The organism is Acetobacter fabarum (assembly GCF_029069195.1).
GTDB classification, from domain to species: domain Bacteria; phylum Pseudomonadota; class Alphaproteobacteria; order Acetobacterales; family Acetobacteraceae; genus Acetobacter; species Acetobacter fabarum_A.
This window is the reverse complement of the sequence record NZ_JARDYK010000001.1, coordinates 22,647-36,042: the sequence shown is the minus strand read 5'-3', so window position 1 is coordinate 36,042 and position 13,396 is coordinate 22,647. Positions and strand designations below refer to the sequence as shown.

12 protein-coding genes are annotated in these 13,396 nt (G+C 59.8%); 7 read left to right on the top strand and 5 right to left on the bottom strand.

Annotation, left to right across the window (positions count from 1 at the left end; genetic code table 11):
- Positions 1-18: 18 nt before the first annotated feature.
- The 3 genes from PY793_RS00170 to PY793_RS00160 form a co-directional block, all read right to left on the bottom strand.
- A complete protein-coding gene (locus PY793_RS00170; RefSeq protein ID WP_275176128.1) occupies positions 19-1,023 on the bottom strand; it encodes an SH3 domain-containing protein in 1,005 nt (334 codons plus the stop codon).
- 134 nt (positions 1,024-1,157) lie between these two features.
- Complete coding sequence (locus tag PY793_RS00165; protein WP_275176127.1) at positions 1,158-1,553, bottom strand: DsrE/DsrF/DrsH-like family protein; 396 nt, start codon at positions 1,551-1,553, stop codon at positions 1,158-1,160.
- Entirely contained in the window at positions 1,546-2,319 is a 774-nt protein-coding gene (locus PY793_RS00160; RefSeq protein ID WP_275176126.1) for a HesA/MoeB/ThiF family protein, read from the bottom strand. Before PY793_RS00160 ends, PY793_RS00165 begins: the two co-directional genes overlap by 8 nt.
- Positions 2,320-2,511: 192 nt before the next feature.
- Between PY793_RS00160 and PY793_RS00155 the strand changes: the two genes are divergently transcribed.
- Complete coding sequence (locus PY793_RS00155; protein WP_275176125.1) at positions 2,512-3,132, top strand: DUF2939 domain-containing protein; 621 nt, start codon at positions 2,512-2,514, stop codon at positions 3,130-3,132.
- Positions 3,133-3,206: 74 nt separating this feature from the next.
- Here PY793_RS00155 and PY793_RS00150 read toward each other — a convergent pair whose 3' ends face one another.
- Positions 3,207-3,434: a DUF3126 family protein gene (locus PY793_RS00150; RefSeq protein ID WP_275176124.1), complete on the bottom strand. Its 228-nt coding sequence runs from the start codon at positions 3,432-3,434 to the stop codon at positions 3,207-3,209.
- A gap of 159 nt (positions 3,435-3,593) precedes the next feature.
- Here PY793_RS00150 and PY793_RS00145 point away from each other — a divergent pair, with 159 nt between their 5' ends.
- The 4 genes from PY793_RS00145 to PY793_RS00130 all read left to right on the top strand — a co-directional run bounded on the left by PY793_RS00145 (position 3,594) and on the right by PY793_RS00130 (position 9,380).
- Positions 3,594-4,196, top strand: coding sequence for a hypothetical protein (locus PY793_RS00145; protein ID WP_275176123.1), 603 nt, complete (start codon positions 3,594-3,596; stop codon positions 4,194-4,196).
- Between the two features lie 219 nt (positions 4,197-4,415).
- A complete protein-coding gene (locus PY793_RS00140; protein ID WP_408744631.1) occupies positions 4,416-6,281 on the top strand; it encodes an alginate export family protein in 1,866 nt (621 codons plus the stop codon).
- A gap of 165 nt (positions 6,282-6,446) precedes the next feature.
- Positions 6,447-8,411: an OPT family oligopeptide transporter gene (locus tag PY793_RS00135; RefSeq protein ID WP_275176122.1), complete on the top strand. Its 1,965-nt coding sequence runs from the start codon at positions 6,447-6,449 to the stop codon at positions 8,409-8,411.
- A 180-nt stretch (positions 8,412-8,591) separates the two neighbouring features.
- Entirely contained in the window at positions 8,592-9,380 is a 789-nt protein-coding gene (locus tag PY793_RS00130) for an alpha/beta fold hydrolase (RefSeq protein WP_275176121.1), read from the top strand.
- A gap of 25 nt (positions 9,381-9,405) precedes the next feature.
- Here PY793_RS00130 and PY793_RS00125 read toward each other — a convergent pair whose 3' ends face one another.
- Positions 9,406-11,058 (bottom strand): NAD(P)/FAD-dependent oxidoreductase, encoded by a 1,653-nt coding sequence (locus tag PY793_RS00125; RefSeq protein ID WP_275176120.1) that lies wholly within the window; start codon positions 11,056-11,058, stop codon positions 9,406-9,408.
- A 212-nt stretch (positions 11,059-11,270) separates the two neighbouring features.
- On the opposite strand from PY793_RS00125, the gene PY793_RS00120 reads away from it, so the two are divergent.
- Positions 11,271-12,377 carry a cation diffusion facilitator family transporter gene (locus tag PY793_RS00120; protein WP_275176119.1) on the top strand — a complete coding sequence of 369 codons (1,107 nt, stop codon included), beginning with the start codon at positions 11,271-11,273 and terminating at the stop codon, positions 12,375-12,377.
- A 20-nt stretch (positions 12,378-12,397) separates the two neighbouring features.
- Complete coding sequence (locus tag PY793_RS00115; RefSeq protein ID WP_275176118.1) at positions 12,398-13,354, top strand: cation diffusion facilitator family transporter; 957 nt, start codon at positions 12,398-12,400, stop codon at positions 13,352-13,354.
- Positions 13,355-13,396 lie beyond the last annotated feature (42 nt).

The following is a 13,396-nucleotide window of genomic DNA, read 5'->3' as shown; positions in this document are numbered from 1 at the left end:
ACAATCCGCCGGAAAAATTCAGGATGGGCTGATCACGTCCTCAGCGTCCACTCCCCAGATGGCCCGGCGCGGCACCCATCCGTTATATTGTTTGACCGAAACCTTGCACCAGGCCGAGCCTGCCGCACACTCCCTGACTGAACCAACCGTACCCGGCCGCAACACGGCCACTATGGGAGCATCCTCGCTGGCACTGGCCCGCATGAACACCACGCCGGACAGTTTTGCCGCATCCTGCGCCGAGCCAGCACTGGCTACGACCCGAGCATCCATATGCCCCGAAGGCAAGGTCTTCTCACCATCCTTACCCGCCTGTGAGGGCACGGGCGTTTCGTCCCCCGGAGGTTCACCGGGAATCAGAAAATCGCGCCCGCCCGCCAATGTGGCCTGCTGCATCCAGCCTTTTTGCCCGGTGGGGTCTTCCACCAGACGCCAGACATCAAATTCCCGTTCCACCCGTACCGGCATACCCCGCCGATGATAGACCCACAGAATAGGAAAACGCTGCCCCGGCCCCGCACGCATGTTCACCTCATCCGAGCGCAGGGCGGCATAGCGTGGCAACGGCAGGCCGGTTACGCTCCCTTTTGCGGGGTCATTCTGCACGCCTGCATCAGGTGCTCCCATATCGGCGGGCGTGGTGGTGGAGGTGGAAGCCGCCACAGCGGCACCCGCAACCGCCGCAGCACCTGCGGCGGCCGCAACATGGTGGTGCGCAGGAATATGGTGCGCGGCTCCGGCCTTTAGGTTGGCGGCCTCATGCTTTTTGTGGTGCGCGCCTTTTTTGCCGCTCCGTGTGAGGGCAGTCTCATGCTTGCCTCTGGTTTTGGCCTTACTACCCCCGCTCTTGTGCGCAGATGCAGCCTGTGGGGCTGTCTGGGTATGTTTATGGTGTTTATGGAGCGGGGGCGCCACACCATCGACCGCAAAACCGGCAGACGCCGTGATGCCAGAAAAAGCTGCCATGCAGCCCGTCACGCAGACAAGCAGGCGAAACCGGAAAAAGGAGCGAGTGCACATCATGGCTGCATCCCTGCCAAGAGAGTGACGCGGGGGCAAGAGGGCGCGCACACTTCGCGCGCGACTTTACGTTTCACAGCAGAACAGACTTGCACCTCAACCCTGTTCAAACCTGCCTTTGCATGCATGTTCGCCCGCTAAAACACGAGTTGTCGGGCAGCACCTGCCCGGTCAAAAAAACTCGGCAGACCTACGACTTCAACCCCCGGCAACAGGGCCTGCGTATCCAGCCCCAGCGTTTTTACACCGGAGTCGCACACCATAAGGGTTACGCCCATATCCACCACTGCTTCACGCAGGTCATCCAGCCCGGCAACCCCTGCCTGCTTGCGCATATCCGCGCCTGCGGCTCCGTCCAGCCCGTTCCAGTCCCCGCAGAAAGCGCAAACCCCGGCCCCCATGCCAAACAGCAGAACGCACTGCCCCATGGCAGCCGCCGTGGCAGCCAGCATGTAAGCGGCATGAATACGCTCGTACCGGGCCTCCACTACCAGCAAAACCAGATCGCAGGAGGGGGCATTGCTCTCAGCCATGGGCGTGCTCTGCGCCACAGACCGGGCAGGCCGGGTCGGCGCTCAGGGTCATGGTTGTAAACTTCATGCGCAGGGCATCCCACATCAGCAATTCCCCCGCGCCGGTATTGCCAAGGCCCAGAATCTGCTTGAGCGCCTGGGTTGCCTGCAACGTGCCCATCACCCCGGTCACCGCGCCGAACACACCGGCCTCGCCACAGCTCAGACCGGATGCCTGACCATCTGTTGCGGGGTACAGGCAGTTATAGCACCCCCCTGCCTGTGTAGGGCTGAATGTAGCCAACTGTCCTTCAAAGCGTTGCACTGCGGCAGAGACCAGCACCTTACCTGCCTGCACACAGGCGGCATTGACCGCGTAGCGGGTCGCAAAGTTATCGCACCCATCACACACAAGGTCATATCTGGCTACAAGGTCATGGGCATTCCGGGCATTGAGCCGCAAATCCCATGCTTCCACCACGATCTCGGGGTTCAGGGCGGTCAGCTGTTCGCATGCGGTATCCACCTTTTTACGCCCTACGGCGCGCGTGGTGTGCAGCACCTGCCGCTGAAGATTGGACAGTTCGACCACATCATCATCCACCAGACCGATTCGGCCCACGCCCGCAGCGGCCAGATACAAAGCCGCTGGCGCACCCAGCCCCCCGGCCCCCACCACAAGCACGGAAGCATTCTTTAATGCGACCTGCCCCGTCCCGCCGACCTCGGGCAACAGAATATGGCGAGAATAGCGCTGGATTTCATTTTCGCTAAGGTCAAGCTGCATGGGTTTTATGTATCCACTCCTGAGTACTCCGGGGGCATACGCTCCCCCGTACGCGTTATGGATATCCCAAACTCCATGCAACAAAGGTCATATTTTTGTAATAACACATGAAACCTTACACATTATTATCTGGTTAGAAGAGGATATCTGGTTTATAAGAATTGCACCAAACACATACGAGGAATGTGTAATATGACAACCTTCACCCAGCCCGGACCGACAGTCCGGCCAGCCAGTCTGCCCCGCCGCCAGACCGCGCGCCGGGTGTGTGTTGCCACGGCAGCTGCGTCGTTTAGCCTGTATCTGGCCTCCCCTTTTGTCACGTTGTGGTCTGTTGCCTCCGACCTGCAACGCCACGATGCCACAGCCCTTGGGCGGATGATCAACTGGGGTGCGCTGGATGCCTCATTCAAACGGCAGACACTGGCTGGCCTGCACCTGAACATACAGCCCGCAGCGAACGAACTGCCCGATTTTGGTTCGTCCTTTGCCACAACGGCTGTATCCAACGCAGTGGATACCACGCTCACGCAGGCCAACCTTGGCACATTGCTGGATGAGGCCCTGCCCACCTCCGCCTCCCCGGCGCAGTCTGGCACGCCGTCTTTTGCATCGCTGGCTACGCGGGCCTCGGTCCATTTCAACCGGCTGGACCAGTTTGTCATGGAATTGCCCCTGCCCGGCCATGAGCGTGAAACGCCTCTGCGCGTTGAACTGCGCATTCAAGGCTGGAAATGGAAAATTACCAACGTGGAATTGCCCGTGCGGCGTGCCCCCATCATGCAGGCATCGGCTACACCTCCCAACACCTGAGAACAGGCTGAGCAGAACCCACAAAAAAGCCAGTCCTCCATTGCGGCGGACTGGCTTTTTGCTGGTGTTGCAGTTCAGGCGCGAGGCAGGTCTTCTTCCAGCACCACCATGTTTACGGCGTAGCTGACATCGCCATCTTCATCATCACGGTGGACGGTGCCTATAACTTCACCCTTTACGGCCAGTTCGACCGACATGCCTGCACGCGGAGCCGGGTTTACGGTCAGTTCAGGCGAACCCAGCAGGCGGCGCAGCGCGCTCTGGAGGCGGGTGATCTCTGAAGCAGAAAGAGAATCGCTCATGTCATTCATTCCTTAGTCGAGCCAAATCACGCATCAGGAAAAACAGGGCACGGGGCATATCCGATCGTCCCGCCAACGGTGAACGACCATAAACCCGGCGTGCGCGCCTTCCGATCTGTTCCGCACCCTATAGGCCATCCCGCTCGGGCGGGGCAACCTTTGGCAGACGCGCCACGTCCTTGCCATGCCCGCGCCATTTTCCACCGTGTAACTGTCTCTCTCACCAAGGGAGATACCTATACCGTGCGAGCACTGCGCCCCCTTTTGTCCGCCCTGCTTATCTGCGTGTCCGCCGGACTGTGCATTATGGCCACGCAGGGCAGCCGCCTGCCGCCAACCATGCAGAACGACAAAACAGATCACGTGCTGTACATGGCAACGCATGATGGGATAGCCCAGACTGCAACAGCACTCTCCCGCCCTCATGGGTGGGACGACGTCATGCAGGCTCTGGCACGGGGCAGGCCAGAGGCCGCCCGCATTGTGGCGACCGTTATGCCACAGACCGATGCCCGCACGGCCCGAACACTGGAACACACACTCCAACGCCTGCTTCCCCGCCAGCCTGCAATGGTGCTGAGCGCGACCGAGCCCAATGCGGCCGCAACTGGCAGTACCAGAAACATCTGCTCGCCCACAGGCATGTCCACCACATGGCGCAAGCAGGCTGAACGAGCCGTAACCAAATTACATGACATTCGCCTGGCTACGCGCACACAAACCTGCCTGCATACGCTCCAGCGCAGGGCTCCGTCAGCCTGAGTTGTGTTTTTTCTAACATATTTTGAAAAAACACAGAATTGTTAACAGAATTTTTCTAATTTTTTATCGAACAATGCCCCTGCATTGCGTATAAGCAATGCAGCACACGCAAATGCGATATGACATAAGCGCATTTATAGCAATAATGCTAATATAAGTCATTCAATAACTGAATGAATTATCAGACCTAATAAAAATAACAAGAAGTGACCTCGGCCCATGACCGTAATCACCGACCACACCACTCCAACCTCTGCCCGCACCGCATGCCCTCCCTTGGCGGGCCTGCGGTGCCACGGCCCTTCCATAGCCCTGCGTACAGGCCTGCTGGCCTCTGGCTCGGCCCTGCTCTGCCTATGGGCAGTACCCGTCCGGGCCGAAACCGCGCCCAATGCCGCGTATCTCCATATGCCGCACACACAACCCGCTGCGCAGAAGAGCACACAGGCGGACACAACAACAATCACCGTCAGCGCTCCTGCGCAGGTTAAAGGGGCGCGTATTGTTACGGTCACCCCCCCTGCGTCCACGCCCCCCCGGGCCGGCTTTTGGGATAACAGCCGACTGCTCCCCACCCTGACCAGCCGCCCCGAAGCTTACGGCCAGCCCCAGTCACTCGAGCTCACTCCCCTGCCTACAGCGCTGCTGCATCAGGGGCCGTGGGGGGTGTTCAACACCAATACGGGGGCAGCCGCAGGCTTTGGCACTGTGGGGTATTATGCCGTCTCCCGCTGGGCGGAGGACTGGTCCAGCCTGCGCGACAAACACAATCGGCTGGACTTCATGGATCCGCTCAAATACATCCCGCTCAACACGTCGGGCGATATTTACCTGACCTTGAGTGGCAACTTCCGCCAACACAATTTTTATGACCAGCGCCCAGGTTTTGGCGCAACCCAGAAAGTGCCCGCCTACCGCAACAACTTCCGCTGGAATGGAGGCGCGGACCTGCATCTGGGCGAGCATGTGCGCCTGTATGGGGAATTGATGAGCGGTCAGGCCGCAGGGGTCAATTACTATGGCTATGCCGGAGGCCGCTGGCGCAGCAGACTGGATGTGCAACAGGCCTTTGTGGAAGTGCGCGGCAAGGTGCTCAATGCCACTGTGGGTGGCATGGCCGGGCGCATGACCTTTCTGGATGCACCACCTTATTTTACCGCAGGAAGCGTGTACCCCTCCGTGCCCTATTCATGGAATGGCCTGCGCGGCTATGCGTTCTGGAAAAACTTCCGTGTAGACGGGTTTTACCTGACCCTGACCAACACCGCACCTTCGGCCATGTTCCACGATCAGGTCGGATGGAACTCGCGCCTGTTCGGAGCCTATACATCCTATGCGGTGCCCAGCTTCAAGTTCATGGGACGCAACAGTCAGATTTTTGTGGATACGTTCTATCTGGGGTTCATTCTCTCCAAAAATGCTCTGCCCACTCCAGGTGGTGGCTCCATTGCGGGGTCCACCCACCGCGACACGCCGGGCACACGCATATGGGGCAATGCTGGCCCGCTGGAATTTTCGATCGGAGCAATGTGGCAGGGGGGTGAATTCCGCGCGGCCAAAAACGGGCCAACGCGCCCGGTTTCCGCCTATGCCATTGATGCCACGCTCTCCTGGCGGTTTGCAAAATGGGCGGGCCATCCGGCCATCGGTATACAGGTGGACAGTATCTCTGGCGGGAATATGCACAAAGACCAACAAAGCTCATGGGGTAGCTTCATGTCCCCCTATGTTCCCAGCGCCTACTATCTGGATATAAGTACCTACATCGGTCAGTCGAACCTGATAGACGTAGGCCCCATCGCCACGATTGCCCCCACTCCCAACACCACTTTGCTGCTCAAGGTGCCTGCGGTGTGGCGCAACAGCCGCCAGGACGCCATTTACGCCAATGGCACCGCCTTTTACGCCTATCGCCCGCATGGAGCCTACACAGCCACCATGCCACAGGCCAGCTTTACCTGGCGGGCCACGCGCCACATTACGTTTAGCATTGATGGAGAATATATTTTTGCCTCGCATAGCATGATCAACGCCGGAGCTACGTCTGGTGCTTTTGTACAAAGCAACCTTGAACTGACCTTCTGACCCGCTTTGGGGCAGACAAATCCCGGTGAGCATCGTATGTGCACAAAGGAGTGGAGGAGCGCGGCCTGCCCGCAAGCCTCCGCTCCTGAGCATACGCAGGGGAACGCCAGACCACACCCCTGACCGTATGGTGCCCCCCATGACCCTCCGGGAGAGACAGGACGCATGGCCAGCCCGAACCCCCAACGGGAACTTACACTACGTGGTCTGCTGCTTGGCGCGCTTATTACCATCGTCTTTACCGCATCCAATGTGTATCTGGGCCTGCGGATCGGACTGACATTTGCCTCATCCATACCTGCTGCGGTTATTTCCATGGCTGTGCTGCGCCTTATGGGTGGGGGCACCTTGCTGGAAAACAACATGGTGCAAAGTCAGGCTTCTGCTGCGGGCACCCTGTCATGCGTGTTTGCGACCTTTCCCGGACTGATCATTGCCGGGTTCTGGACACATTTTCCCTTCTGGCAAACGGCGGGACTGTCTTTTGCTGGTGGGGTACTGGGGGTCCTGTTCACCATCCCGCTCCGGCGCGCGCTGGTAACACAAAGCAGCCTACCTTACCCTGAAGGCGTGGCTGCAGCCGAAATTCTGCGCGCAGGGGCAGACAGGAACAACCAGCGCGGCCTGCAGGCACTTATAAGCGGCGGGGTCATGGCCTCCGTCTTTTCGTTTTGCAGTGGCGGTCTGCGCCTGCTGGCCGATGGGCTTAACCTGACCGCCAGCGCGGGTAATGCCGTATTCCAGTTCAGTGCCGCGTTTTCCCCCGCCCTGATCGGGGCCGGGTATCTGGTCGGCCTGAGCGGGGGCATGGCCATGCTGACAGGCTGCATACTGGCATGGGGCGTAGGTGTGCCCTGGCTGACCAGCCTGTTACCCAACCCCACACTCCTGCCTCCAGCCCAGTTTGCGCAGGACATCTGGCTGCACAAGGTCCGCTTTGTGGGGGCTGGTGCCATTGCCGTTGCCTCCCTGTGGACGCTGATCGAACTCATGCCCCCCGTGCTACGGGGCATACGCACCATGCTGCAACGCACAACGGGCCTGACCTCTGCGACAGACAGGGACCTTTCCGCCCGTACCATGGGAGGACTTATGGCGGGAGCCATGCTGTTGCTGGCTGGTTTTTTTGCCGCGTTTCTAGCCCCCGTAACACACGGGTTCTGGCCAATTGTCGGTGTGGCTGTATTGTTCTGCGTTGTGTTCGGTTTTGTCATGGCAGCAGCCTGCGGGTACATGGCCGGTATTGTGGGGTCATCGTCCTCCCCCATTTCGGGCATTATCATTATTGGTGCCGTCTTGTGCGCCCTGATGATTCTGGCGCTGGAAACTCTGGGCCTGACACCTGAAGCCATGACGGCAGATAGCCAGAAACTGGCCACAGCGTTTACCATCCTGCTTCTGTCGGCCATTACCGCCACCATCGCCATTTCCAACGACAACCTGCAAGACCTCAAGACCGGACAGCTCGTAGGGGCCACACCCTGGAAGCAGGAAGTCGCGTTAATAGCGGGCTGCCTTGTTGGAGCCGCTGTTATTCCGCCCGTTCTCAACCTGCTGTATCAGGCTTACGGGTTTACCGGCGCCATGCCCCGCCCGGGCATGGACCCTGCCCATGCGCTGTCTGCCCCCCAGCCTGCCCTGATCACGCTTATTGCAAAGGGTATTTTTACCCATTCGCTGGACTGGAGCATGCTTTGCGCAGGCATGGCTCTTGGGGTGGGCCTGGTCGCGCTGGACCTTGGCCTGCGCCGCCGGGGGCGGGCTCTTCCGCCGCTAGGTGTGGCCGTGGGCCTGTACCTGCCAGCCTCCGTCAGCCTGACACTGGCCTGCGGAGCCATACTGGGATGGATACTCAAGCGGATCAGCCAGAACCGCAACCAGCGTGCTGCCAACACTACGGGCCAAAGTAACCCCGAGGGCGGCTCCACCGGCACCATGCTGGCATCGGGCTTTATTGTGGGCGAAAGCCTGACCGGGGTATTACTGGCCGTTCTTTCCGGTGCCACAGGGCGGGATAATGCTTTTTCCCTCGCGGCTTTTGTACCTCAGAGCTTACCCGCCATTCTAGGCACGCTGGGCTTTGGCGCATTGTGCTGGACATTTGCACGCAAAACACTCAGCCCACCCTGAACACCCAGCCAGACAGCCCACCCGCAAGGCTGTGCATGCTGTACCTGACTGTGGCACACATGCCCTCTCTCTGGAAGGTGAAGAAAAAACAGCATCCCGCCCCTCGCATTCAGCGATAAAGCTGGGCAAAACTCCCCGCACCATGCGCCTACGCGCCAGAGCAGAGGAAAGAGCAGAACAGTGTTGCTAAACGTGAGCGAGCGCGGCCCCGAACACCCAACACCCGAAAAAACCCTGCCGGTTGTGCTGCTGCACGGCCTGTTTGGCCGGGCGCGCAATCTGGGTTTTGTACAACGCAAACTTGCCACAACCCGACGTACACTGGCCATGGACCTGCGTAACCATGGCAACAGCCCTCATGGTCCCATGAGCTACCCCACCATGGCGCAGGACGTGCTGGACACAATGGAACACCACCATGCCAGCCCCGCCATTGTGCTCGGGCACTCCATGGGGGGCAAAACAGCCATGATGGCGGCCCTGACCCACCCAGCCGCCATACGCGCCCTGATTGTGGTGGACATAGCCCCGGCACAGGGCGGGTTTGACCGGCTGGACCTGCCGGAAAATCTGGACAGGCTGCAATTTCCCCCACATCTGGACCTGCACAGCGCCAACGACCTGCTGCGCCCCTATATTACGAGCGATGCAGTGCGCCAGCTTATGGTGCAGAACATAAGGCTGGGCGATCATCCCGGCTGGGCCATAGGTCTGCATGACATTCTGGCCGCCATGCCCGATATCATGGGCTGGCCCCATCTTGCCCCGAACTTACGGTATGATGGGCCGACCCTGTTCATTCGCGGGGAAAATTCGCCTTATATCAGCCCCGACAACCATCCGGCCATGCAGGCACTTTTTCCCAACCACCGGCTGGAAAGCATTCGTGGTGCGGGCCACTGGGTCCATGCCGATGCCCCCCAGCGCTTTAGCGAACTGGTAGAAGAATTTTTGGCCAACATTCCCTGACACCCCGCATCTGCAGGGTAAACCCTTACGCCAGAGTAACCGGCAGACCGGCCATATCCTGCGCCACGGCTTCGGCCATGCGAATACCATCCATGGCGGCAGAGAGGATTCCCCCGGCATACCCAGCCCCTTCCCCCGCAGGGTACAGGCCCGGCGTGTTGATGGACTGTCCATTCCCCTCCCGTGGCACACGGATGGGGGAGGATGTACGGGTTTCCACCCCGGTCATAACCGCATCATCCATGGTGAAACCACGCAGTTTACGCTCGAACCGGGGCAGAGCTTCCCGCAGGGCTTCGACCACAAAGCCCGGCAGGCAGGTGGACAGGTCAGCCGGGGTTACTCCCGGTTTGTAGGAGGGCACTACATCCCCCAGCGCGGTAGAGGGGCGACCGGCCAGAAAGTCCCCCACACGCTGGGCAGGAGCACGGTAATCCCCGCCTCCGGCCAGAAATGCCTGCCGTTCCCAGTGGCGCTGATAGGCAATGCCCGCCAGCGGATCATCCGGGTAGTCCTCCCCCGGACGCAGTTCCACCACCATGCCCGAATTGGCGTTACGCTCGGCGCGGGAATACTGGCTCATGCCGTTGGTAACAACCTGCCCTTCTTCCGAGGTTGCAGCCACCACCGTACCGCCGGGGCACATGCAGAAGGAATACACACCCCGCCCATTGACTGCGTGGTGGACCAACCTGTATTCAGCCGCTCCCAACTGCTCGTTGCCAGCACTGGGGCCAAACTGGGCCGTATCAATAACCGATTGCGGATGCTCGATCCGTACTCCCATGGAAAAAGGTTTGGCCTGCATGCTCACGCCCTGTTTTTGCAACATGGCGAACGTGTCGCGCGCACTATGGCCCACGGCCAGCACAACATGGTCTGCTGCAATTTCCTCCCCGGTGGAAAGGCTTACCCCTTCTACCTTACGGGTGGCTGCATTGAGCAGCAGATCATCCACTCTGGCCCCAAAGCGGTATTCTCCACCGGCCTGTTCCACCTCCTGACGGATATGCTCCACCATGGAGACCAGCCGGAACGTGCCAATATGAGGGTGCGCCAGATACAGAATATCCTCCGGGGCACCAGCCTTTACAAACTCTTCGAGCACTTTGCGGCCCAGGTAGCGCGGGTCCCGCACCTGACTGTACAGCTTACCATCGGAAAAAGTGCCCGCCCCGCCTTCGCCAAACTGTACGTTGCTTTCCGGGGTCAGCACCGAGCGACGCCACAGGGCGAATGTATCCACCGTGCGTTCACGCACAACCTTGCCGCGCTCAAGCAACAGCGGCCGCAGCCCCATACGGGCCAGAATCAGGGCAGCCATAAACCCACATGGTCCGGCCCCGATAATAATGGGCCGTTTATACCCCACGGCTGCGGCAAGGGATGCGCCATTGGTAATGGGCGCATGCCAGACCATGTCCGGCGCGGGTTGTACGCAGGTGTTGCCGGGATGCGCGCTCCGGTAACGGGCCAGTACCTCTGTCTCGTCCCTTACTGCGCAATCAAGTGTGTACACAAGCCATATGGCAGAGCGGCGGCGTGCATCATGCCCACGCTTGAACACGGTATAGTGTTCAAGTGCATCCGCACCAATGCCCAACCGCTCACAGATTGCCTGCCGAAGTGCTTCGGGCGGGTGGTCCAGCGGTAGCCGCAGTTCAGTCAGACGGAGCATGGGGCGTGTTCATCCAGTGTCATTGCATATGAGGCAAAACAATCTTCTGGTTCCTTCCCTATTCTGGAACGGCTTGGGCGTGCAACGTCTGCTGCGTAATCGGTGGAGGAATATTCCACTTCCATTCCGCACCAACCCACCCTAGATAAAGTATCAGCCCCCCGGATAAGGCCACTCCATGGCCCCTTGCATGAATGAAAGCAGCCAGAGCCATGCCAGCCCCAGACATGCGTGCGCATGACCATACGGATCAGTCAGGCTGCGCAGACAATACCGGCCCCGCGCCCTGCACGCATGAGCATGAGCATGAGCATGAGCATGAGCATGAGCATGAGCATGAGCATGAGCATGAGCATGAGCATGAGCATGAAGGCAACGGGGCAGCCTGCACGCACAAGCACGGATTTGGCCACCACCATGCGCACACGCCCGCCTCCTTTGGCATGGCTTTTGCCATAGGTATTGCCGTTAACTCGCTCTATCTGGTGGCGGAGGCGGTATGGGGTGTTTATGCCCATTCGCTCTCACTTATTGCCGATGCGGGGCACAACCTCTCTGACGTGCTGGCACTGGCAGCCGCGTGGCTGGCCGAGTATCTCTCACGCAAAAGCCCGACCGTGCGCTTTACCTATGGGCTACGCCGCTCCTCCATTCTGGCAGCGCTGGCCAATGCAATCATTCTCATGCTGGTCACTGGCGGCGTTGCATGGGAGGCCATCCACCGCCTGATGCACCCCACCCCGGTTGCAGGCATGACCATGATGGTGGTTGCAGGCATTGGCATTGTAGTAAACGGTGCCTCCGCCATGCTGTTTGCAGCAGGGCAGAAAGGGGATTTGAACATTCGCGGGGCCTTTTTGCACCTCATGGCCGATGCCCTGACATCCCTTGCCGTGGTTATTGCCGGGGGGCTGGTACTGCTTAGCCATGTTGCATGGATAGACCCTGCCATAAGCCTCGCCATTTCCGTTGTTGTGGTCCTGAGCACATGGTCCCTTTTGCGGGATTCGCTGGATATGGCGCTGGATGCCGTCCCGCGTGAGGTGGACCCCGGTGCCGTGGAAAGCTTTTTGCGCAGTATCCCCGGAGTTGCGGACCTGCATGACCTGCACATCTGGCCCATAAGCACGACCGAAACCGCCCTGACCGTGCATCTGGTCCGCAGCGCAGCCCCCGTAGATGAGGCAAGCGATACCCTCCTGCTCAGCACACTCGTCACCACCCTGCGCCAGCGCTTTGGCATTGCCCACCCCACCGTGCAGATGGAAACACAGGATTACAGCCCCACCTGTCACCTCTCCGATCCGCATACCGTCTAACACCAGATAAACAAGAACCCATGCCCGAACTCCCGCTCCCCAGAAGTAACAGGGGCCTTGCCGTTGTCAGCCTGTTTGTCAGCCTTGTGGCACTGGGGCTCAAATACGCAGCCTTTGCCGTAAGCGGCAGCGTTGCCCTGCACGCAGACGCCATAGAAACCATTATTAACGTGGTTGCCGCCGCCGGAGGACTGTGGGCGTTGAGCGTTGCAGAGCGCCCGGCAGACCACAACCACACCTACGGCCACTACAAGGCGGAGTACCTGTCCGCCGTGGCCGAGGGGGCGCTGGTGGTCATTACCGCGTTTGTCATTGGCCGCGAAGCGGTGGAAGGCTGGCTGCACCCCCACACCACGCTGGCCCCATGGGGCGGCCTGCTGCTGAACGGGGCGGCAACCTGCGTTAATCTGATCTGGGGGCTGACCATGCTCCGCGCCGGGCGGGCCCGCCACTCCCCAGCCCTTGTCGCAGGGGGGCAGCATGTGCTGTCCGATGTGTGGACAGGGGTTGCCCTTGTGGTCGGTGTTGCGCTGATCCCCCTGCTGGGCTGGCCGCAACTGGATGCGGTTCTGGCCGGACTGGTAGCCCTGAACGTGCTGCGGGTTGGCTGGGAAGTCATGCGCGACTCCATTGCCGGGCTGATGGACGAAGCCCCGGACGCCCAGACACTGGGCGAGATCGGCGCAATTATTACCGCCAACGGGCAGGGTGCCATTCAGGCACATGATATCCGCACCCGCATTGTGGGAGCCATGACATTCCTTGACTTCCATCTGGTTGTCCCGGGCAGCATGAACGTAAAAGCCGCGCACGATATATGCGACCGCATTGAACACGCCCTGCGCGTGCATATGGGCAGCACGCTTGTCCATATTCACATAGAACCAGAAACCTGCGCCAAGCACGATAATTCGGTTCTGGACATACCACCCGCAGGGGCATCCTCCGCCAGTTCCGGTTCTTCAGCAGAAAAATAAACAGAAAACCGTTATAAAAGACGGTAATGTCTTTCTTCTGCC